Genomic DNA, 19549 nt, shown 5'->3' with positions numbered 1-19549 from the left:
GTCCGAGATAGAGCGGCGCATAGACGAACGTCGGTTTCTGTGACCAAGGTAGCGCCGGCCCAGGACCGGGCAACCGGCGACTCATCCGCAGGTTGCAGGGCCGGCGCCCGGCGAGGCGCCCGCCGGCCGGGAAACGCACCGAAGGTTACGTTTCCCGGCCCGAGGGGTGGGGAGAAAGGAAACACCGCACGCCGCACCGCAGGCGCGGCAACGGCCGAAGGGATTACAGCCCCTTCACCGCGTAGATGCCCGGCGCATTGCGCCAGTAGCCCTTGTAGTCCATGCCATAGCCGAAGATGTAGCGGTCGATGCAGCTCAGCCCGACGAAGTCGGCCTTGAGGTCCGGGCGCGCCTTGCGCTGGTGATCCTTGTCGATCAGCACCGCGGTGTGCACCGCCCGTGCCCCGGCATGCCGGCAGAAGTCGATGATGGCGCCCAGCGTGTGCCCCTCGTCGAGGATGTCGTCGATGATCAGCACGTCGCGATCGATGAAGGAGATCTCCGGCTTGGCCTTCCAGAACAGCTCGCCGCCGCTGGTCTCGTTGCGGTAACGGGTCGCATGCAGGTAGGACAGTTCCAACGGGAAATTCAGCTTGGTGAGCAGCTTGCCGGAGAAGATCAGGCCGCCGTTCATCACGCAGAACACCACCGGATTGCGCTCGGCCAGTTCGGCATTGATCTTCACCGCCACCGCATCGATGGCCGCCTCGACTTCGGCCTCACTGTAGAGGCAGTCGCTCTCTGCCATGACTTGACGGATGTGTTCGAGATCGACGGACATGGCGATTTCCCCACTGGAAAAAATAATGAACGGGACGGTGGTTTCGGCCGGCTTCGAGGGCTGACCAATCAGTCAGGAAAAATCCGAATGCGGCCCACCGGGAAAGGGGCGGGACGATACCCACCCCCGCGCTGCCAGGCAAGGTGGCCGGACAGGCGAAGCCTCATAGCCCGTGGCCCGGCGATGCTTTACTCTACGCCGGTTATCCACCTCGCCGGAGCCCCTCCATGCCCATTCGTGAGATCCGCCATCCGCTGATCCGCCACAAACTCGGCCTGATGCGCAGAGCCGACATCAGCACCAAGAACTTCCGCGAACTGGCCCAGGAAGTCGGCTCCATCCTCACCTACGAAGCGACCCAGGACCTGCCGCTCGAGCAGTACAGCATCGACGGCTGGTGCGGCCCGGTCCAGGTGGAGAAGATCTCCGGCAAGAAGATCACCGTAGTACCGATCCTGCGGGCCGGCATCGGCATGCTCGACGGCGTGCTCAGCCTGATCCCCGGGGCCAAGGTCAGCGCCGTCGGCATCGCCCGCAACGAGCAGACCCTGCAGGCGCAGACCTACCTGGAAAAGCTGGTGCCCGAGATCGAGCAGCGCCTGGCGATCATCATCGACCCGATGCTGGCCACCGGCGGCTCGATGGTCGCCACCATCGACATGCTGAAGAAGGCCGGCTGCCGCGAGATCCGCGCGCTGGTGCTGGTCGCCGCCCCGGAGGGCATCGCCGCGGTGGAAAAGGCCCACCCGGACGTCACCATCTTCACCGCCTCGATCGACGAACGCCTGGACCACAACGGCTACATCGTGCCCGGCCTGGGCGATGCGGGTGACAAGATCTTCGGCACCAAGCAGAAGGACGTCTGAGCATGACCGCCACCCACGAGCCAGTGGCCCGCCAGGTGCTGGCCGGCGCGCAGATGCTGTTCGTCGCCTTCGGCGCGCTGGTGCTGATGCCGCTGATCACCGGCATGGACCCGAACGTCGCGCTGTTCACCGCCGGTCTCGGGACGCTGCTGTTCCAGCTGGTCACCCGCCGCCAGGTGCCGGTGTTCCTCGCCTCCAGCTTCGCCTTCATCGCCCCGATCATCGCCGCCAAGGGCGAGTTCGGCCTGCCGGCGGTACTCGGCGGCGTGGTCGCCGCCGGCCTGGTCTACGTGCTGCTCGGCTTCGCGGTTCGCATCAAGGGCGCCGGCTTCATCGACCGCCTGCTGCCGCCGGTGGTGATCGCGCCGGTGATCATTTCCATCGGCCTGGCGCTGTCGCCGGTGGCGGTCAACATGGCCATGGGCAAGTCCGGCGACGGCGCGGTGGAACTGGTGCCCTATGCCACCGCCATGCTGATCTCCATGCCCGCACTGCTGACCACCCTGCTGGTGGCCGTGCTCGGCCGCGGGCTGTTCCGCCTGGTGCCGATCCTCGCCGGGGTGTTCGTCGGCTACGGCCTGTCGCTGGCCTTCGGCGTGGTCGACACCAGCGGCATGCTCGCCGCACCCTGGCTGGCGATGCCGAAGTTCGTCGCCCCCGAGTTCCACCTCGGCGCCATCCTGTTCATGGTTCCGGTCGCGCTGGCGCCGGCCATCGAGCACATCGGCGGCGTGGTGGCGGTCGGCAGCGTGACCGGCAACAACTACCTGAAGAACCCCGGCCTGCATCGCACGTTGCTGGGCGACGGCCTGGCCACCTCGGCCGCCGGCCTGTTCGGCGGCCCGCCGAACACCACCTATGCCGAAGTCACCGGCGCGGTGATGCTGACCAAGAACTACAACCCGAAGATCATGACCTGGGCCGCGGTGTTCGCCATCACCCTGGCCTTCATCGGCAAGTTCGGCGCGGCGTTGCTGAGCATTCCGGTCCCGGTGATGGGCGGGATCCTCTGCCTGCTGTTCGGCTCCATCGCCGTGGTCGGCCTGAGCACGCTGATCCGCCATCAGGTGGACCTTTCCGAGGCGCGCAACCTCATCATCGTCTCGGTGACGCTGGTCTTCGGCATTGGCGGGATGGTGTTCGGTGCCGGCGAGTTCAGCCTGTCCGGCATCTCGCTGTGCGCCATCGCGGCGCTGCTGCTGAACCTGCTGCTGCCCGGCGCGGAAGGCTGGAAGAACAAGCAGCTGGAAGAGAACCTCTGAACGCAGCCCGGCAACCGCGGTATCGACGCCGGTTGCCGGGCAGCACCTTCGCGGATCAGAAATCCATGCGGTAGTGCACCGCGTAGCTCTCGACCCCATCGTTGGGGTTCTTCAGCCCGGCGTTGGAGTAATGCAGCGCGCGGATGCCGACCTCGTGGCCGCCGGCGAACCGCAGGCCGACACCCAGGCGGTCCTCGAACTGGAACGAGGAGCCGAGATCGCGATCCTCGATCTCGGTGCTCTCGAAGCCGGCGATGCCGATGCCCGCCTCGATGTAGGGCTTGACCGACTCTCCGCTGAACTCATAGACGAACACCGGCGAGAACGACAGGCTGTGGTTCGCCGCGCTCTCGTCACCTTCCCAATAGGTGTATGCCGCGTCCCAGTAGCCGGTCAGGCGGCCGGTGGAACTCTGCAACCAGCTGGTACCGAAATCGAACTGCAAACCGAGGCGGTAGGTCATGGTGGATTCGCCCGTCACGCCCACCGCGCCGGTGACGCCCATCGCGTGGGCAGCGGCGAACGGAGCGGTGCACAGCGCCGCGACCAGACCAAGAGGGATCAGCTTCTTCATCCGTAACTTCCTTATCTACAACTGCGTTGGTTGTTCTTCAGGTTAGCTCTGAATCTGAGAGATGGCGCCGCCAGGAGTTCCTACACCGGGCAGGGCCGCACCTCGGCGGCCTCGCCCCAGAGCAGCGGCAGTATCGCGGCCATCTGCTGCGGTGGCGCACTGCTGAAGAAACGCGCCGGCGCCATGTTCCCAGACTCGTTCAACAGCCCCTCTGCGGCCAGCAGCTGTTCGAGCCGGCGCGCCACGGCAGCACCGGTATCGATCAGTTGCACCGCGGGCGGCACCAGCTCGCCGAGCAGCGGCTTGATGAATGGGTAGTGCGTGCAGCCGAGGATCAGGGTGTCGCAGCCCTGCGCCAGCAGCGGCCGTACCCAGCCCTCGAGCAGTGCGCGGGTCTGCGGACCGTGCAGGTCGCCCGCCTCGATCCGCTCGACCAGCCCCGGACAGGGCTGGGTGATGACCTGCACATCGCAGGCGAAGCGATCGAGCAAGGCGGCGAACCGCGCACTCTTCAGCGTCCCGGTGGTGGCGAGCACGCCGACCACGCCACTGCGGGTCGCCCGCGCCGCCGGCTTCACTGCCGGCTCCATGCCGACGATCGGCAGGCCCGGGTGCAACTCGCGAAGCTCCGCCACCCCCGCCGCGGTGGCGGTGTTGCAGGCCAGCACCAGTGCCTTGGCCCCCTGCTCCAGCAAAAAGCCGGCGATCGCCCGGCAACGCTCGCGAATGAACTCGGGGGTCTTCTCGCCGTAGGGCACGTGTGCGCTGTCGGCGACGTAGAGCAGCGCCTCGCCCGGCAGGCGCCGGCGGATCTCACCGAGCACCGAGAGCCCGCCGACCCCGGAGTCGAACACGCCGATGGGCGCCGTGGCGTCAGCCATCGCGGTGTCCGCAGACTGCGCAGGCCGGATCGCGACGCACCTTCAGCTCGCGAAAGCGCGTGGACAGCGCATCGACCAGCAGCAGGCGGCCGACCAGCGGCTCGCCGAAACCTGCCAGCAGCTTGAGCGCCTCGAGGGCCTGCAGGCTGCCGACCAGGCCGACCAGCGGCCCGAGCACGCCGGCCTCGCTGCAGGTCAGCTCGGCTTCGCTGCCATGCCCGTACAGGCAGTGGTAGCAGGGGCTGCTGTCGACCCGCGGGTCGAACACCGAGAGCTGGCCCTCGAGGCGGATCGCCGCGCCGCTGACCAGCGGCCGGCAGGCGGCGACGCAGGCCGCGTTCACCGCCTCGCGCACGGCGAAGTTGTCGGTGCAGTCGATCACCAGGTCCACCGCCGCGACGGCCGCACCCAGGCTGTCGGCATCCATCGCGGCGCGATGGGCGACCAGCTTCACCTGCGGGTTGAGGCGCTCGAGGCGGGCGATGGCCGAATCGATCTTGTGCAGGCCGACCGACGCGCTGTCATGGATGATCTGCCGCTGCAGGTTGGTCAGGTCGACCCGGTCGAAATCCGCCAGGTGCAGCTCGCCGACACCGGCAGCCGCCAGGTACAGCGCCACCGGCGAACCGAGCCCGCCGAGACCGACGAGCAGCACCCGGCTGCACTTGAGGCGCAGCTGGCCCTCGATATCGACCTGGCGCAGCAGGATCTGTCGGCTGTAGCGCAGCAGTTCTTCGTCACTGAGCATGTGATGGCCTCGCTCTGTTCTCAATCCAGGCGGCCGAGGCTGATGCGCTCGTGGCCACCCAGGTCCGTTCGGCTGTGTACCTCGACGAAGCCGGCGGCGGCCAGCAGCCGGCGCACCGCGTCAGCCTGGTCGAAGCCGTGCTCGAGCAGCAACCAGCCCGGCCGGGTCAGGTGCGGCGCGGCGCCGGCGATGATAGTGCGGATGTCGTCCAGCCCATCGGCACCGGCGACCAGTGCGCTCGGTGGCTCGAAGCGAACGTCGCCCTCGGCCAGGTGCGGATCGCTCGCGGCGATGTATGGCGGGTTGCTCAGGATCAGCGCGAAGCGCTCGCCGGCCAGCGCCTGGTACCAGTGGCTCTGGCGGAAGGCGGCATTGGCCAGCTGCAGCCGGGCCCGATTGCGCTCGGCCAGCGCCACCGCCTCGGCGATGCGGTCGACGCCCAGCACGCGCCAATGCGGCCGCTCGCTGGCCAGCGCCAGGGCGATCGCACCGGTGCCGGTGCCCAGGTCGAGGATATCTGCCGGCGTGCCGGGGAGCAGCTGCAGCGCGGTCTCCACCAGCAGTTCGGTATCCGGTCGCGGGATCAGCGTGTGCGGCGCGACCTCCAGTTCGAGACTCCAGAAGCCCTGCCGGCCGAGGATGTAGGCCACCGGCTCGCCGGCACGGCGACGGGCGAGCATGGCGGCGAAACGCTCGGCGCTGTCGGCCGGCACTTCGCGCTCCGGCCAGGTGCGCAGGTAGCTGGCCGGCTTGCCCAGGGCCGCGGCCAGCAACCACTCGGTGTCCAGCCGCGCACTCGGCGACTCGGGCAGCGCGGCTTCGTTCAGCAGCGATTCGATGGTGGCCATGGGGTTCTCCGGTCGTCGGGCGCGCCACGCGCACCACGGCACCTGCAGGATGCGCGCGGCGCACCCTGCACGCATTGACTCAATCGCCCAGCGCCGCCAACTGGTCGGCCTGGTATTCCTGCAGCAGCGGCTCGATCACCTGCTCCACCGCACCGGCGATCACCTCGCCCAGCGAATAGAGCGTCAGGTTGATGCGGTGGTCGGTCACCCGGCCCTGCGGGAAGTTGTAGGTACGGATGCGCTCGGAGCGGTCGCCGGAGCCGACCAGGAGCTTGCGCGTCTCGGAAATTTCCTTGTGCGCTGCGGCATCCTGGCGGTCCTGCAGCTTGGCCGCCAACCAGGCCATGGCCTTGGCGCGGTTCTTGTGCTGCGAACGCTCTTCCTGGCACTCGACGACGATACCGGTCGGCAGGTGGGTGATGCGGATCGCCGAGTCGGTCTTGTTGACGTGCTGGCCGCCGGCGCCGGAGGAGCGATAGGTGTCGATGCGCAGTTCCGCCGGGTTGATCTCCACCGCGACCTGCTCGTCCGGCTCCGGCAATACCGCCACGGTACAGGCCGAGGTATGGATGCGCCCCTGCGACTCGGTCTCCGGCACCCGCTGCACGCGGTGCGCACCGGACTCGAACTTGAGCTTGGCGTAGACGTTGTCGCCCTCGACGCGGGAGATCACCTCCTTGTAGCCGCCGTGCTCGCCCTCGCTCTCAGAGAGGATCTCGACGCGCCAGCCCTGCTTCTCGGCGTAGCGCGAGTACATGCGGAACAGGTCGCCGGCGAAGATCGCCGCCTCGTCGCCGCCGGTGCCGGCGCGGATCTCGAGGAACACGTTGCGCCCGTCGTTGGGGTCCCTGGGCAGCAGCATGCGTTGCAGATTGCCTTCCAGCGTCTCGAGTTGCGCCCTGGCCTCGGCCACTTCCTCCTCGGCCATTTCGCGCAGGTCCGGGTCGCTGTCCTTGAGCAGCGCCTGGGCGCCTTCCAGGTCGCCCTGCACCTTGCACAACTGGCGATAGGCGGCGATCACCGGCTCGACCTCGGCATACTCGCGCGAATAGGCGCGGAAACGGTTCTGGTCGCTGATGACCTCGGCATCGCCGAGCAGCGCGGTGAGCTCCTCGAAGCGATCCTGGAGCACGTCCAGTTTCTTGAGCAGGGAAGGTTTCATCGATTGTCCGTGCCATCGCCGAGGGCGAACAGCTCCTGGGCCATGCCCAGGGCTTCCACGCGCCCTTCGGCGGAGAGTTTCTTCAGCTGCACGCTGGGCGCGTGCAGCAGCTTGTTGGTCAGGCCGCGTGCCAGCTGGGCGAGCACATCCTCGGCGTTGGCGCCGTTGGCCAGCAGGCGCTGGGCCTTGCCCAGCTCCTCGTCGCGGATGCGCTCGGCGTTCTGCCGGTAGGCCTTGAGCACGTCCACCGCGGCCAGCTCGCGCAGCCGCTGCATGAAGTCGGTGGTCCCGGCGGCGACCAGCTCCTCGGCGGCCTGGGCGGCACCCTGGCGGCTCTTGAGGTTCTCCGCGACGACCTCGTGCAGGTCGTCGACGCTGTACAGATAGACGTCGTCCAGTTCGCCGACCTGTGGCTCGATGTCGCGCGGCACGGCGATGTCGACCATGAACATCGGCTTGTGCTTGCGCTTCTTCAGCGCCTGCTCGACCGCGCCCTTGCCGAGGATCGGCAGCTGGCTGGCGGTGGAGCTGATGACGATGTCGCTGTTGTGCAGCTCCTGCGGGATGTCGGCCAGCAGGATCGCCTGCGCGCCGAACTCGGCCGCCAGGGCACTGGCGCGCTCCAGCGTCCGGTTGGCAACGACGATCTTCTTCACCCCCTGCTCGTGCAGGTGGCGCGCCACCAGGGTGATGGTCTCGCCGGCGCCGATCAGTAGCGCCTGGCTGCGCTGCAGGTCGCTGAAGATCTGCCGTGCCAGGCTCACCGCGGCGAAGGCGACCGACACCGGGTTCTCGCCGATGGCGGTGTCGGTGCGCACCGTCTTGGCGGTACTGAACGTGGCCTGGAACAGCCGCCCCAGCAACGGCCCGACGCTGCCGGCCTCGCGCGCCACCGCGTAGGCTGATTTCATCTGCCCGAGAATCTGCGGCTCGCCGAGCACCAGCGAGTCGAGCCCGGCGGCGACGCGCATCATGTGGCGCACGGCGTGCTCGTCGGCGTGCACGTAGGCGCAGGCCTTGAGTTCGTCGAGGCTCAGGTGGTGGTAGTTGGCCAGCCAGGCCAGCACCGCATCGGCCTCCAGCTGATCCTGCTCGAGGTACAGCTCGCTGCGGTTGCAGGTCGACAGGATCGCGGCCTCGCGCGTCGGCGTGACGCGGCACAGCTGCTGCAGCGCCTCGACCATCTGCTCGGGGGTGAAGGCCACGCGCTCGCGCACGTCCACCGAGGCGGTCTTGTGGTTGATGCCAAGCGCGAGAAAAGCCATGCGAGGTCGCTGATCAGAAAACGGAGCGCGCAATTCTCCTACTTCGCCGGGGCCAGAACAACCTGTGCCCCTGATTGTCCGATGCTGCACACGACGCCTGCGCCCGGCCGCCAGCCCCATGGGCTTGCCTGGCCGCTTGTGTCATCATGCCGCGACCGCATTCCAGCCCCACCGCCCCCTATGAACAGAATCCTCGCCCTCTCTGCCCTGCTGTTTCTCGGCGGCTGCCAGAACTTCCTGCCGGACGCGCCGCAAGACAGCCCGCCGGTGCAGGAGGCCGAGCCGGGCGCACCCGTCGCGAGCACCGCGCCGGCCGGCTCGTTCAGCGAAGAGACGCTCTACGCGCTGCTGGTGGCGGAGCTGGCCGGCCAGCGCAACCGCTTCGACATCGCCCTGGGCAACTACGTGCAGCAGGCCAACGCCACGCAGGACCCGGCGGTGGCCGAGCGGGCGTTCCGCATCGCCGAATACCTGGGCGCGGAGCAGGCGGCGCTGGACACCGCACTGGTCTGGGCACGCAACGCCACCGACAACCTCGACGCGCAGCGCGCCGCTGCCGTCCAGCTGGCGCGCGGCGGGCGCTACGAGGAATCCATGGAATTCATGGAAAAGGTGCTGCAGGGCCAGGGCAGCACCCACTTCGACTTTCTCGCACTGTCGGCGGCCGAGAGCGACCCGGACACCCGCGCCGGCCTGCTGCACAGCTTCGATCGCCTGCTGGAGAAGCATCCGGGCAACGAGCAGCTGGCCTTCGGCAAGGCCGTCCTGCTGCAGCAGGACGGCCGCCAGGAGGAGGCGCTCGCCCTGCTCGAAGGCCGCCCGGTCAAGACCCAGCAGGTGCCCTCGATCCTGCTGCGCGCGCGCCTGCTGCAGGCCATGGATCGCGGCAAGGAGGCGCTCGGCCTGCTGGAGAAGGCGCTCGGGCGCTACCCCGAGGACAAGCGCCTGCGCCTGACCTATGCGCGCCTGCTGGTCGAGCATGACCGGCTGGAGGAAGCGATGGGCGAGTTCGCCACGCTGGTCCAGCAGAACCCCACCGACGACGATCTGCGCTTCTCCATGGCACTGGTCTGCATGGAGGCCGAGGCCTGGCGCGAGGCGATCGTCTACCTCGAGGAACTGGTCGAGCGCGGCAGCCATGTCGACGCCGCGCAGTTCAACCTCGGGCGCGCCTACCAGGCGCTGGGGCGGACGACCAAGGCACTGGCGGCCTTCGAGCAGGTCGGCCCCGGCAACGAATACCTGCCGGCCAAGCTGTTCCAGGCGCAACTGCTGTTTGCTGCCAAGCGCGACCGCGAAGCTTCGTCGATCCTCGCCCGCGCCCGCGACGAGCAGCCTGACTATGCGATCCAGCTGTACCTGATCGAGGCCGAGGCACTTTCCGAGCACGGCCGCACCGAACAGGCCTGGACGCTGGTCGAGCAGGCCCTGGCCAGCTATCCGGACGACCTCAACCTGCTCTACACCCGCGCCATGCTGGCGGAGAAACGCGGCGACCTGGCCCAACTCGAGCGCGACCTGCGCCAGGTGATCGCCCGCGAGCCGGACAACGCCATGGCGCTCAACGCCCTGGGCTACACCCTCGCCGACCGTACCGACCGGCACGAGGAGGCGCTGCGCCTGATCGAGCAGGCCTACCGGATCAACCCCGACGACCCGGCCATCCTCGACAGCCTCGGCTGGGTCAACTACCGCCTCGGCAACCTCGCCGACGCCGAGCGCCTGCTGCGCAAGGCCCATGCGCAGTTCCAGGATCACGAAGTGGCGGCGCACCTCGGCGAGGTGCTCTGGGCCCGCGGCGATCAGCAACAGGCCCGGCGCATCTGGGCCGAGGCCCTGAAGAAGGAGCCGGACAGCCAGATCCTGCGCGAGACGATCCAGCGCCTGACCCGATCGGAGACCCCCTGAACATGCCCCTGATGCGTTACCTACTGCCGGCCCTGCTGAGTGCCCTGCTGGCCGGTTGTGCCGGCCTCGGCCCGCGTGAATCGCTGGAAGGCGCCGGCAACACCGCCGACTGGCGCAGCCACAAGGCGCAGGTCAGCGCGATCGACGGCTGGCAGATCAGCGGCAAGATCGGCATCCGCGCACCGCAGGACTCGGGCAGCGGCACGCTGTTCTGGCTGCAGCGCCAGGACTACTTCGACATCCGCCTGTCCGGCCCGCTGGGCCGCGGCGCCACGCGCCTGACCGGCCGACCGGATGCGGTTTCGCTGGAAGTGGCCGGCCAGGGCCGCTTCGAAGCGGATTCCCCGGAAGCGCTGGTCGAGCAGCAGCTCGGCTGGCAACTGCCGGTCTCGCACCTGCTCTGGTGGATTCGCGGCCTGCCGGCCCCGGACAGCCGCAGCCGCCTGAGCCTGGACGCCGACAGCCACCTGGCCCGCCTGCAACAGGACGGCTGGCAGGTGGACTACCTCGCCTACCGCGACGACAACGGCTATGCCCTGCCCGAGCGCATCCGCCTGGAGGGCCACGACCTGCGGATCACCCTGGTGATCAAGGACTGGCAGCCACGCCAGCTGGGCCGCTGATGGCGATCACCCTGCCGGCGCCGGCGAAGCTCAACCTGATGCTGCACGTGCTCGGTCGCCGCGCCGACGGCTATCACGAGCTGCAGACGCTGTTCCAGTTCCTCGACCACGGCGACGAGCTGACCTTCGAACGCCGCGACGACGGCCAAATCCGCCTGCTGACCGAGCTGCCCGGGGTCGACCACGACAGCAACCTGATCGTGCGCGCGGCTTTCCTGCTGCAGCAGGAAAGCGGCTGCCGGCTGGGCGCCGACATCCAGCTGCACAAGCGCCTGCCCATGGGCGGCGGCATCGGCGGCGGCAGCTCGGATGCCGCCACCACGCTGCTCGGCCTGAACCACCTGTGGCAGCTGGGCCTCGACCTCGAGCGCCTGGCCACGCTGGGCCTGCGCCTAGGCGCCGACGTACCGGTGTTCGTCCACGGCCGGGCGGCCTTCGCCGAGGGCGTCGGCGAGCGCCTGCAGCCGGTCGAGCTGCCTGAACCCTGGTACCTCGTCATTGCACCGCAAGTCTCTGTTAGTACAGCAGAAATATTTTCCGACCCAGAGTTGACACGTAATACCCCGGCCATTACAGTTCGCAGCCTTCTTGCAGGGGGTGGTCGTAACGACTGCCAGCCGGTTGTCGAGAAGCGTTACCCGCAAGTATGTAACGCTTTGAGCCTGTTGAACAAATTCGTTCCGGCTCGGATGACGGGCACTGGAGCTTGTGTGTTTGGGAGCTTCCCAAACCAGGGCGAGGCTGATAAAGTCCGCCGCCAACTTCCAGCCACTTTGCCAGGCTTCGTGGCACGCGGCAGCAACGTTTCGATGCTGCACCGAGCACTCGCGAGACTGGGGCAGGAGGTGGATGCCTAGCATCCGGTTGTACGTTACAGGGGCGTCGCCAAGCGGTAAGGCAGCAGGTTTTGATCCTGCCATGCGTTGGTTCGAATCCAGCCGCCCCTGCCATTCATCCTCCGGGAACGTACAGCTGCAGCGCATCCGATTGACATTACAGGGGCGTCGCCAAGCGGTAAGGCAGCAGGTTTTGATCCTGCCATGCGTTGGTTCGAATCCAGCCGCCCCTGCCATACACTCGAAGCTGTTCAAGAGCTCGCCTTTTGAACAGCTTTTTATTCATCGGACCCACCCTCAGGCAGGTACTGCGCGTGTCCAAGATGATGGTCTTCACGGGGAACGCCAACCCCGACCTGGCCCGGCGTGTCGTACGTCAGCTGCATATCCCCCTCGGTGACGCCTATGTCGGTAAATTCTCCGACGGCGAGATCAGCGTAGAGATCAACGAGAACGTGCGTGGCAAGGATGTCTTCCTCATCCAGCCGACCTGCGCTCCGACGAACGACAACCTGATGGAACTGGTGGTGATGGCCGATGCCTTCCGCCGTTCCTCGGCGACCCGCATCACCGCGGTCGTGCCCTACTTCGGCTATGCCCGCCAGGACCGCCGCCCGCGTTCGGCCCGCGTGCCGATCAGCGCCAAGGTGGTGGCCGACATGCTCGACGTCGTCGGCGTCAACCGCGTGCTGACCGTCGACCTGCACGCCGACCAGATCCAGGGCTTCTTCGACATGCCGGTGGACAACATCTACGGCTCGCCGGTCCTGGTCGACGATATCCAGGCCCAGCGCTTCGAGAACCTGCTGGTGGTCTCGCCGGACATCGGCGGCGTGGTACGCGCCCGTGCCGTGGCCAAGTCCCTCGGCGTGGATCTCGCGATCATCGACAAGCGCCGGCCGAAGGCCAACCAGTCCGAGGTGATGCACATCATCGGTGACGTGGACGGCCGTACCTGCATCCTGGTCGACGACATGGTCGACACCGCCGGTACCCTCTGCCACGCCGCCAAGGCGCTCAAGGAGCACGGCGCGGCCAAGGTCTACGCCTACTGCACGCACCCGATCCTGTCCGGCCGCGCCATCGAGAACATCGAAGGCTCGGTGCTCGACGAGCTGGTGGTGACCAACACCATCCCGCTGTCGGCCGCCGCCCAGGCCTGCACCCGCATCCGCCAGCTGGACATCGCGCCGGTGGTGGCCGAAGCGGTACGCCGCATCAGCAATGCCGAATCGATCAGTGCGATGTTCCGCTGAGGCGGAACGCGCACCGATGTATGCGCCCCGCTTGCGCGGGGCTTTTTGCCCAACAGCCCGGGCACTGGTCGCAAGCGCCACGGGTCCTGTTGTTACTGGAGAAACGAAATGACCGATTTCAACCTGAATGCCCAAGCGCGTTCCGACCTGGGGAAAGGTGCGAGCCGCCGCCTGCGTCGTAACGCCAGCCTGGTTCCCGCTGTCGTCTACGGCGGCGACAAGGCTCCGCTGTCCATCAGCATCCTCGCCAAGGACCTGGCCAAGATGCTGGAGAACGAGGCGTCCTTCAGCCACGTGCTGAACCTGAACGTCGACGGCCAGAACGAGTCCGTGGTGATCAAGGCGCTGCAGCGTCATCCGGCCAAGGGCTTCGTCCTGCACGCCGACTTCGTCCGCGTCATCGCTGGCCAGAAGCTGACCGCCACCGTTCCGCTGCACTTCGTCAACCAGGAGTCCTCCATTGGCGTGAAGCAGCAGGGCGGCGAGATCCTGCACAACCTGAACGAAGTGGAAGTGTCCTGCCTGCCGCAGGATCTGCCGGAGTTCATCGAAGTCGACATGTCCAACGTCGAAGTCGGCCAGGTCCTGCACATGACCGACCTCAAGCTGCCGAAGGGCGTCGAGCTGGTCTCCCTGGCCCACGGCAGTGACCTGCCGGTCGCCAACGTTCACGCCCCGCGCGTGAGCAAGGAAGACACCAAGGAAGAAGGTGCTGCCGAGTAATCTCGCGCTCGCCTGAGGAAGGGCCCCCGTCGTGACTGCCGTGAAGCTGATCGTCGGCCTGGGAAATCCAGGCCCGGAATACGACCAGACCCGGCATAACGCGGGGGCCCTTTTCGTTGAGCGCCTGGCCGCCCGCGAAGGCGTGCACCTGGGCGCCGACAAGAAGTACTTCGGCCTGGTCGGCAAGTTCAGCCACCAGGGTGAAGACATCCGCCTGCTGATCCCCACCACCTACATGAACCGCAGTGGTCAGGCGGTGGCGGCACTGGCCGGTTTTTTCCGAATTCCCCCCGAGGCCATCCTGGTCGCCCACGATGAACTCGACATGCCCCCGGGCGTCGCCAAGCTCAAGCAGGGCGGCGGTCATGGCGGGCACAACGGGCTGCGCGACATCATCGCCAGGCTCGGCAACCAGAACGGTTTCCATCGCCTGCGCCTGGGCATCGGCCATCCGGGCCATGCCAGCCTGGTCAGCGGCTACGTGCTGGGTCGTGCACCGCAGGCCGAACGCGAGAAACTCGACGCCAGCATCGACTTCGCGCTGGACGTCGTGCCGCAAATCCTGGCCGGCGACTGGACGCGCGCCATGCAGCGCCTGCACAGCCAGAAGGCCTGAACCTAACTCCGAGGCAAGATCACCATGGGATTCAACTGCGGCATCGTCGGCCTGCCCAACGTCGGCAAGTCCACCCTGTTCAACGCCCTGACCAAATCCGGCATCGCCGCAGAGAACTTCCCGTTCTGCACCATCGAGCCGAACAGCGGCATCGTGCCGATGCCCGATTCGCGCCTCGATGCGCTGGCCGAGATCGTCAAGCCGGAACGGGTGATCCCCACCACCATGGAGTTCGTCGACATTGCCGGCCTGGTCGCCGGTGCCTCCAAGGGTGAAGGCCTGGGCAACAAGTTTCTCGCCAATATCCGCGAGACGGATGCGATTGCGCATGTGGTGCGCTGCTTCGAGGACGAGAACGTCATCCACGTCGCCAACAGCGTCAACCCCAAGCGCGACATCGAGATCATCGACCTCGAACTGATCATGGCCGACCTCGACAGCTGCGAGAAGCAGCTGCAGCGCGTGGCCCGTACCGCCAAGGGTGGCGACAAGGAAGCCGTGGCGCAGAAGGCACTGCTGGAGAAGCTGATCCCGCACCTCACCGAAGGCAAGCCGGCGCGCTCGCTGCTGAAGAACTTCAGCGACGAGGAAAAGCGCCTGGCCAGGACCTTCCACCTGCTGACCACCAAGCCTGTGATGTACATCGCCAACGTCGCCGAGGACGGCTTCGAGAACAACCCGCACCTGGACGTGGTCAACGCCATCGCCGAGGAAGAAGGCGCCATCGTGGTGCCGGTGTGCAACAAGATCGAGGCCGAGATCGCCGAGCTGGACGATCTGGAAGAGATGCAGATGTTCCTCGAGACCATGGGCATGGACGAGCCGGGCCTGAACCGCGTGATTCGCGCCGGCTACCAGCTGCTCAACCTGCAGACCTACTTCACCGCCGGGGTCAAGGAAGTCCGCGCCTGGACCGTGCGCGTCGGCGCCACCGCGCCACAGGCCGCCGCCGTGATCCATACCGACTTCGAGAAGGGCTTCATCCGCGCGGAAGTCATCGCCTACGACGACTTCATCGCCTACAAGGGCGAAGCCGGCGCCAAGGAAGCCGGCAAGTGGCGCCTGGAAGGCAAGGAATACATCGTCAAGGACGGCGACGTGATGCATTTCCGCTTCAACGTCTGAGCCTCACCCCAGCCAGCAAGCCCCGCCCCGTGCGGGGCTTTTGCTTTGTGCCCTTCCCTTCCGGGCGCACGCCGCGGCGACAGCAGGATCGGCTGCGGCCCATCGCCTTTCAGCTCTACAAGCTGAGCGGCGCGCGCAGTTCAGCCGGGATTGCCGCCCGTGCCGGCAGACAATGGTCGCCGAGCCAGCCACCCGGTGGCCTGGCAGCGAGCCGAAACGCGGCGCCTCGATCCGAAGCCGCCCGAGCCGAATAGCCCAGAAGGAACAACAACATGACCCGCTATATCGACGTCAATGACCTGAGCCGCCTGGTCGCCCGCCAGGGGCTGACCACCTGCTTGGCCGAGATGACCGAGTACCTGCGCCAGGACTACCTGCGCTGGCCGGAATTCGAGAAGTGCGCGCGCCTGGCCAACCACTCGGCCGAGGGCGTGATCGAGCTGATGCCGGTCTCCGACGCTTCGCTGTATTCGTTCAAGTACGTCAACGGCCACCCGAAGAACACCCGCGCCGGCATGCTCACCGTGATGGCCTTCGGCGCCCTCGGCGACGTCGACACCGGCAAGCCGCTGCTGCTCAGCGAGCTGACCCTGACCACCGCCCTGCGCACCGCCGCCACTTCGGTGCTGGCCGCCAGCGTACTGGCGCGCAAGGACGCACGCAGCATGGCGCTGATCGGCAACGGCTCGCAGAGCGAGTTCCAGGCCATCGCCTTCCACAGCATCCTCGGCATCGACGAGATCCGCCTGTACGACGTCGACCCGCAGGCCACCCGCAAGCTGGCCCGCAACCTGGCCGGCTTCCCGGGCATCAGGGTGATCATCGCCGACTCCACCGCCGAGGCGGTACGCGGCGCCGACATCGTCACCACGGTGACGGCCGACAAGACCAACGCGACCATCCTCACCCCGGAGATGATCGAGCCGGGCATGCACCTCAACGGCGTCGGCGGCGATTGCCCGGGCAAGACCGAGCTGCACCGCGCCATCGTCGAGGCGGCCAGCGTGTTCGTCGAATACGAGCCGCAGAGCCGCATCGAGGGCGAGATCCAGCAGCTGCCGGCCGGCTCGCCGACCACCGAGCTGTGGCAGGTGCTGAGCGGCGCGGCCGCGGGCCGCCGCAGCGACGAGGAGATCACCCTGTTCGACTCGGTCGGCTTCGCCCTGGAGGACTACTCGGCCATGCGCTACGTGCGCGATGTCGCCGAGCGCCTGGATATCGGCAGCCTGATCGAGCTGGTACCCAGCCCGCGCGATCCGAAGAACCTGTTCGCCCTACTCGCCGAGGACACCGAACAGCCGCTGCTCAAGCGCGCCTGATCCCGGGCCGCGCCGCAACGCCCCGCGCCGCAAGGCCCGGGGCGCTTTGTCGTTGCAGCCAGCCACCAGCGCGAGTTCGCACGCTACCCCGCGTCGGTGTCGCGGCGGTGCGCTGGGCGCATGCCTGCAAGGCGCAAGGCAAGACCGGGGGCGCGCGGCGGCGACCCCGGTCGTCGTAGCGTCGCGGCAGGAAGGGCTCAGCGCGCCGCGCGCATCAGCGTCGACTTGCCGAACAGGCTTTCGGTCAGTTCCACCGCCACCCGCGCGGTGCGGTTGAACTGGTCCAGCGCCGGATTCAGCTCGACGATGTCCAGCGAACCCAGCAGGCCGGTGTCGGCGATCATCTCCATGCACAGCTGCGCCTCGCGGTAGCTCGGCCCGCCGGGCACCGTGGTACCGACTCCGGGGGCGATCTCCGGGTCGAGGAAGTCGACGTCGAAGCTGACGTGCAGGTGGCTGTCGCCATCAAGGCCAGCCAACGCCTGCTGCATGGCCGCGCGCATGCCCATCTCGTCGAGGTAGCGCATGTCCATCACCTCGAGCCCCGCCTCGTGCACGCGCAGGCGCTCGCCCTCGTCGACGCTGCGGATGCCGATCTGGCGGATCGCCTCGGGCTGGATCGCCGGCACCACGCCGGCCATCTCCACCAGCGCCTGCGGGCCGGTGCCGCACAGGCAGGCCACGGGCATGCCGTGCAGGTTGCCAGACGGCGTGAGCGCCGAGGTGTTGAAGTCGGCATGGGCGTCCAGCCAGATGATCCGCAGCTTCTTGCCGGTATCCCGGCAGTGGCGTGCGACGGCGCTGATCGAGCCGACGCCCAGGCAGTGGTCGCCGCCGAGCAGGATCGGCAGGCGCTCCTCGCGCAGCTCGGCATAGAGGGCGTCGTGCACCGCCTGGTTCCAGGCGATCACCTCGGGCAGATGGCGGTAGCCCTGCTGCGGCGGCTGCCAGGGGTTGGCCGGGCCGCTGAGGTTGCCGCGGTCGAGCACTTCGAAGCCGCGTGCGCGCAGGGCGGCGGCCAGGCCGGCGACACGCAGCGCCTCGGGGCCCATGGAGGCACCGCGGGCGCCGGCGCCGACATCGGTGGGCGCCCCGACCAGGCTGACGGTCTTGGGCAGGCGGGAAGAAACAGGCAAGGCTGGCACGTTGGTGACTCCGGTTGGTGACAAGGCTGGAAAATTCTAGGAAAGTGCCTGCCTAGCAGATAGATAGCCAAGTTACATTTTCTGCCAATGTATTACGCATATTGTCAGCACTAGTTGACGTTATGCCGAAACCTTCATGCAACCGGTGCCCCGACCATGCATGACCAAGCCGACGAACTCGACCGCCGCCTGCTCGCCCTCCTGCGCGAAGATGGCCGCGCCGCCACCTCTGCCCTCGCCGAGCGCCTGAAGGTCTCGCGCGGCACGGTGCAGAACCGCATCGACCGCCTGCAGCGCTCCGGCCTGCTGGTGGGCTTCACCATCCGGCTGCGCAACGAGCTGGACGACAGCGGCGTGCGCGCCATCACCCTGATCGAGCTGCGCGGCGGCGCCAGCGATGCGGTGATCGCCACCCTGCGGCAGATTCCGGAAGTGGTGCAGGTGCACACCACCAACGGACGCTGGGACCTGGTGGTGGAAATCCGCAGCGAAACCCTCAGCGAGTTCGACCGGGTACTGCGCGAACTGCGCGCCCTCAAGGGCGTCGCCAACTCGGAAAGCAACCTGCTGCTGGCGGCCTACAAGTAGGCGCCTGGCCGCCGGCCAGCCAGTCCGCGGGACATAAAGGCGGCGGGCTGCAGCCGTTTCGGCTGTTTGGCCACTTTTTTCAACTATTTTTCACCCGCAGGACAATCCTTTACGACACCAACGGCGGAACGCCACGGGTCATTCTCTGTGCCCAGCCGCAGCCGGTTCGGTGTCGACCACCGCCGGCGCCGGCATAACAAGAACAAGACCTACGGTGGGAACATCCCGATGAAAAAAATCTGCTTGCTGGTTGCCGCAGCCGTCCTCCTCCTGTCCGCCGGGCTGGCCCAGGCCAAGGAATGGAAGGAAATCCGCTTCGGTGTCTTCCCCGACTACCCGCCCTTCGAATCGGTGGCCGCCGATGGCAGCCTGCAGGGCTTCGATATCGAGCTGGGCAACGCCATCTGCGCCAAGCTGGAGGTCAAGTGCAGCTGGGTGACCAATGACTTCGACGGCCTGATCCCCGCCCTGCGCGCCCGCAAGTTCGACGGCATCATGTCGTCGATGGCCGTCACCCCGGCCCGCGAGCAGCAGATCGCCTTCTCCGACAAGCTGTTCCTCAGCCCCACCGCGCTGGTCACCCGCAAGGACGCCGACTTCGGCGCCACCCCCGAATCGCTCGAGGGCAAGCAGGTCGGCGTGCTGCAGGGCTCGATCCAGGAAGTCTACGCCCGCGCCAAGCTGGCCCCGGCTGGCGCGCAGATCAAGGCCTATCAGTCGCAGGACCAGAACTACGCCGACCTGGCCAACGGCCGCCTCGACGCCATCGTCACCGACAAGCTGGAGGCCGAGCTGAACTTCCTCTCCCAGCCCAAGGGCGAGGCGTTCAAGAGCGGCGCGGCGATCAACGACCCGGGCCTGCCCTCGGTGATCGCCGTCGGCCTGCGCAAGAACGACGCCGAGCTCAAGGCGCTGATCGACAAGGGCATCGCCGCGCTGCACGCCGATGGCACCTACAAGGAAATCGAGCGCAAGTACTTCGGTACGCAGGACATCTACAGCGAGTAATCGCCCGTCGCCCGG

The 19549-nt window shown here is 67.4% G+C and carries 20 protein-coding genes and 2 tRNA genes; 14 read left to right on the top strand and 8 right to left on the bottom strand.

Annotated features, from left to right (window positions below; genetic code table 11):
* Positions 1-223: 223 nt before the first annotated feature.
* Positions 224-781: a hypoxanthine-guanine phosphoribosyltransferase gene (locus tag L3N39_RS07305; RefSeq protein WP_237256671.1), complete on the bottom strand. Its 558-nt coding sequence runs from the start codon at positions 779-781 to the stop codon at positions 224-226.
* 227 nt (positions 782-1008) lie between these two features.
* On the opposite strand from L3N39_RS07305, the gene upp reads away from it, so the two are divergent.
* Complete coding sequence (gene upp, locus L3N39_RS07300; RefSeq protein ID WP_237256670.1) at positions 1009-1647, top strand: uracil phosphoribosyltransferase; 639 nt, start codon at positions 1009-1011, stop codon at positions 1645-1647.
* Positions 1648-1649: 2 nt separating this feature from the next.
* Complete coding sequence (locus L3N39_RS07295; protein ID WP_237256669.1) at positions 1650-2909, top strand: uracil-xanthine permease family protein; 1260 nt, start codon at positions 1650-1652, stop codon at positions 2907-2909.
* Between the two features lie 55 nt (positions 2910-2964).
* On the opposite strand, the gene L3N39_RS07290 is transcribed toward L3N39_RS07295, so the two are convergent.
* From L3N39_RS07290 to hemA, 6 genes are all read right to left on the bottom strand, one after another.
* Entirely contained in the window at positions 2965-3483 is a 519-nt protein-coding gene (locus L3N39_RS07290) for an acyloxyacyl hydrolase (protein ID WP_237256668.1), read from the bottom strand.
* Between the two features lie 80 nt (positions 3484-3563).
* Entirely contained in the window at positions 3564-4364 is an 801-nt protein-coding gene (gene murI / locus L3N39_RS07285; protein WP_237256667.1) for a glutamate racemase, read from the bottom strand.
* Complete coding sequence (locus L3N39_RS07280; RefSeq protein ID WP_237256666.1) at positions 4357-5112, bottom strand: molybdopterin-synthase adenylyltransferase MoeB; 756 nt, start codon at positions 5110-5112, stop codon at positions 4357-4359. Before L3N39_RS07280 ends, murI begins: the two co-directional genes overlap by 8 nt.
* 20 nt (positions 5113-5132) lie before the next feature.
* Positions 5133-5960, bottom strand: a complete 828-nt coding sequence (gene prmC, locus L3N39_RS07275) for a peptide chain release factor N(5)-glutamine methyltransferase (RefSeq protein ID WP_237256665.1) — start codon at positions 5958-5960, stop codon at positions 5133-5135.
* A 79-nt stretch (positions 5961-6039) separates the two neighbouring features.
* Positions 6040-7122: a peptide chain release factor 1 gene (gene prfA / locus L3N39_RS07270; protein WP_237256664.1), complete on the bottom strand. Its 1083-nt coding sequence runs from the start codon at positions 7120-7122 to the stop codon at positions 6040-6042.
* Positions 7119-8387, bottom strand: a complete 1269-nt coding sequence (hemA, locus tag L3N39_RS07265; RefSeq protein ID WP_237256663.1) for a glutamyl-tRNA reductase — start codon at positions 8385-8387, stop codon at positions 7119-7121. The genes prfA and hemA overlap by 4 nt, the downstream gene beginning before the upstream one ends.
* A 180-nt stretch (positions 8388-8567) precedes the next feature.
* Here hemA and L3N39_RS07260 point away from each other — a divergent pair, with 180 nt between their 5' ends.
* The 10 genes from L3N39_RS07260 (at position 8568) to L3N39_RS07215 (ending at position 16793) form a co-directional block, all read left to right on the top strand.
* Entirely contained in the window at positions 8568-10295 is a 1728-nt protein-coding gene (locus L3N39_RS07260; RefSeq protein ID WP_237256662.1) for a tetratricopeptide repeat protein, read from the top strand.
* 2 nt (positions 10296-10297) lie between these two features.
* The gene (lolB, locus tag L3N39_RS07255) at positions 10298-10918 is read left to right on the top strand and encodes a lipoprotein insertase outer membrane protein LolB (protein ID WP_237256661.1); all 621 of its coding nucleotides are present in this window, start codon (positions 10298-10300) and stop codon (positions 10916-10918) included.
* Positions 10918-11775: a 4-(cytidine 5'-diphospho)-2-C-methyl-D-erythritol kinase gene (gene ispE / locus L3N39_RS07250; protein ID WP_237256660.1), complete on the top strand. Its 858-nt coding sequence runs from the start codon at positions 10918-10920 to the stop codon at positions 11773-11775. The genes lolB and ispE overlap by 1 nt, the downstream gene beginning before the upstream one ends.
* Before the next feature lie 18 nt (positions 11776-11793).
* Positions 11794-11868 (top strand) — tRNA-Gln (locus tag L3N39_RS07245).
* A gap of 47 nt (positions 11869-11915) precedes the next feature.
* Positions 11916-11990 (top strand) — tRNA-Gln (locus L3N39_RS07240).
* Positions 11991-12068: 78 nt separating this feature from the next.
* Positions 12069-13010 carry a ribose-phosphate pyrophosphokinase gene (locus tag L3N39_RS07235; protein WP_041107585.1) on the top strand — a complete coding sequence of 314 codons (942 nt, stop codon included), beginning with the start codon at positions 12069-12071 and terminating at the stop codon, positions 13008-13010.
* Positions 13011-13118: 108 nt separating this feature from the next.
* Positions 13119-13733: a 50S ribosomal protein L25/general stress protein Ctc gene (locus L3N39_RS07230; protein WP_237256659.1), complete on the top strand. Its 615-nt coding sequence runs from the start codon at positions 13119-13121 to the stop codon at positions 13731-13733.
* A 31-nt stretch (positions 13734-13764) separates the two neighbouring features.
* Positions 13765-14349: an aminoacyl-tRNA hydrolase gene (gene pth / locus L3N39_RS07225; protein ID WP_237256658.1), complete on the top strand. Its 585-nt coding sequence runs from the start codon at positions 13765-13767 to the stop codon at positions 14347-14349.
* 24 nt (positions 14350-14373) lie between these two features.
* A complete protein-coding gene (gene ychF / locus L3N39_RS07220) occupies positions 14374-15474 on the top strand; it encodes a redox-regulated ATPase YchF (RefSeq protein ID WP_237256657.1) in 1101 nt (366 codons plus the stop codon).
* A 272-nt stretch (positions 15475-15746) separates the two neighbouring features.
* A complete protein-coding gene (locus L3N39_RS07215) occupies positions 15747-16793 on the top strand; it encodes an ornithine cyclodeaminase (protein ID WP_237256656.1) in 1047 nt (348 codons plus the stop codon).
* A gap of 197 nt (positions 16794-16990) precedes the next feature.
* On the opposite strand, the gene rocF is transcribed toward L3N39_RS07215, so the two are convergent.
* Positions 16991-17938 carry an arginase gene (rocF, locus tag L3N39_RS07210; protein ID WP_237256655.1) on the bottom strand — a complete coding sequence of 316 codons (948 nt, stop codon included), beginning with the start codon at positions 17936-17938 and terminating at the stop codon, positions 16991-16993.
* A gap of 156 nt (positions 17939-18094) precedes the next feature.
* Here rocF and L3N39_RS07205 point away from each other — a divergent pair, with 156 nt between their 5' ends.
* Together L3N39_RS07205 and L3N39_RS07200 are read left to right on the top strand one after the other, a co-directional pair.
* Positions 18095-18526, top strand: a complete 432-nt coding sequence (locus L3N39_RS07205; RefSeq protein ID WP_237256654.1) for an Lrp/AsnC family transcriptional regulator — start codon at positions 18095-18097, stop codon at positions 18524-18526.
* A gap of 228 nt (positions 18527-18754) precedes the next feature.
* Positions 18755-19534, top strand: coding sequence for an ABC transporter substrate-binding protein (locus L3N39_RS07200; protein ID WP_237256653.1), 780 nt, complete (start codon positions 18755-18757; stop codon positions 19532-19534).
* Positions 19535-19549 lie beyond the last annotated feature (15 nt).

The sequence above is a fragment of the Pseudomonas oligotrophica genome (assembly GCF_021726475.1).
GTDB classification, from domain to species: Bacteria; Pseudomonadota; Gammaproteobacteria; order Pseudomonadales; family Pseudomonadaceae; genus Stutzerimonas; species Stutzerimonas oligotrophica.
Note: the sequence above shows the minus strand (reverse complement) of the source record. Positions and strands in the feature narration are given on the sequence as shown.

Bases quoted from the DNA above. Each gene is read 5' to 3' on its own strand.
- L3N39_RS07305 (WP_237256671.1), bottom strand. From the start codon at position 781: ATGTCCGTCGATCTCGAACACATCCGTCAAGTCATGGCAGAGAGCGAC.
- upp (WP_237256670.1), top strand. From the start codon at position 1,009: ATGCCCATTCGTGAGATCCGCCATCCGCTGATCCGCCACAAACTCGGC.
- L3N39_RS07295 (WP_237256669.1), top strand. From the start codon at position 1,650: ATGACCGCCACCCACGAGCCAGTGGCCCGCCAGGTGCTGGCCGGCGCG.
- L3N39_RS07290 (WP_237256668.1), bottom strand. From the start codon at position 3,483: ATGAAGAAGCTGATCCCTCTTGGTCTGGTCGCGGCGCTGTGCACCGCT.
- murI (WP_237256667.1), bottom strand. From the start codon at position 4,364: ATGGCTGACGCCACGGCGCCCATCGGCGTGTTCGACTCCGGGGTCGGC.
- L3N39_RS07280 (WP_237256666.1), bottom strand. From the start codon at position 5,112: ATGCTCAGTGACGAAGAACTGCTGCGCTACAGCCGACAGATCCTGCTG.
- prmC (WP_237256665.1), bottom strand. From the start codon at position 5,960: ATGGCCACCATCGAATCGCTGCTGAACGAAGCCGCGCTGCCCGAGTCG.
- prfA (WP_237256664.1), bottom strand. From the start codon at position 7,122: ATGAAACCTTCCCTGCTCAAGAAACTGGACGTGCTCCAGGATCGCTTC.
- hemA (WP_237256663.1), bottom strand. From the start codon at position 8,387: ATGGCTTTTCTCGCGCTTGGCATCAACCACAAGACCGCCTCGGTGGAC.
- L3N39_RS07260 (WP_237256662.1), top strand. From the start codon at position 8,568: ATGAACAGAATCCTCGCCCTCTCTGCCCTGCTGTTTCTCGGCGGCTGC.
- lolB (WP_237256661.1), top strand. From the start codon at position 10,298: ATGCCCCTGATGCGTTACCTACTGCCGGCCCTGCTGAGTGCCCTGCTG.
- ispE (WP_237256660.1), top strand. From the start codon at position 10,918: ATGGCGATCACCCTGCCGGCGCCGGCGAAGCTCAACCTGATGCTGCAC.
- L3N39_RS07230 (WP_237256659.1), top strand. From the start codon at position 13,119: ATGACCGATTTCAACCTGAATGCCCAAGCGCGTTCCGACCTGGGGAAA.
- ychF (WP_237256657.1), top strand. From the start codon at position 14,374: ATGGGATTCAACTGCGGCATCGTCGGCCTGCCCAACGTCGGCAAGTCC.
- L3N39_RS07215 (WP_237256656.1), top strand. From the start codon at position 15,747: ATGACCCGCTATATCGACGTCAATGACCTGAGCCGCCTGGTCGCCCGC.
- L3N39_RS07205 (WP_237256654.1), top strand. From the start codon at position 18,095: ATGCATGACCAAGCCGACGAACTCGACCGCCGCCTGCTCGCCCTCCTG.
- L3N39_RS07200 (WP_237256653.1), top strand. From the start codon at position 18,755: ATGAAAAAAATCTGCTTGCTGGTTGCCGCAGCCGTCCTCCTCCTGTCC.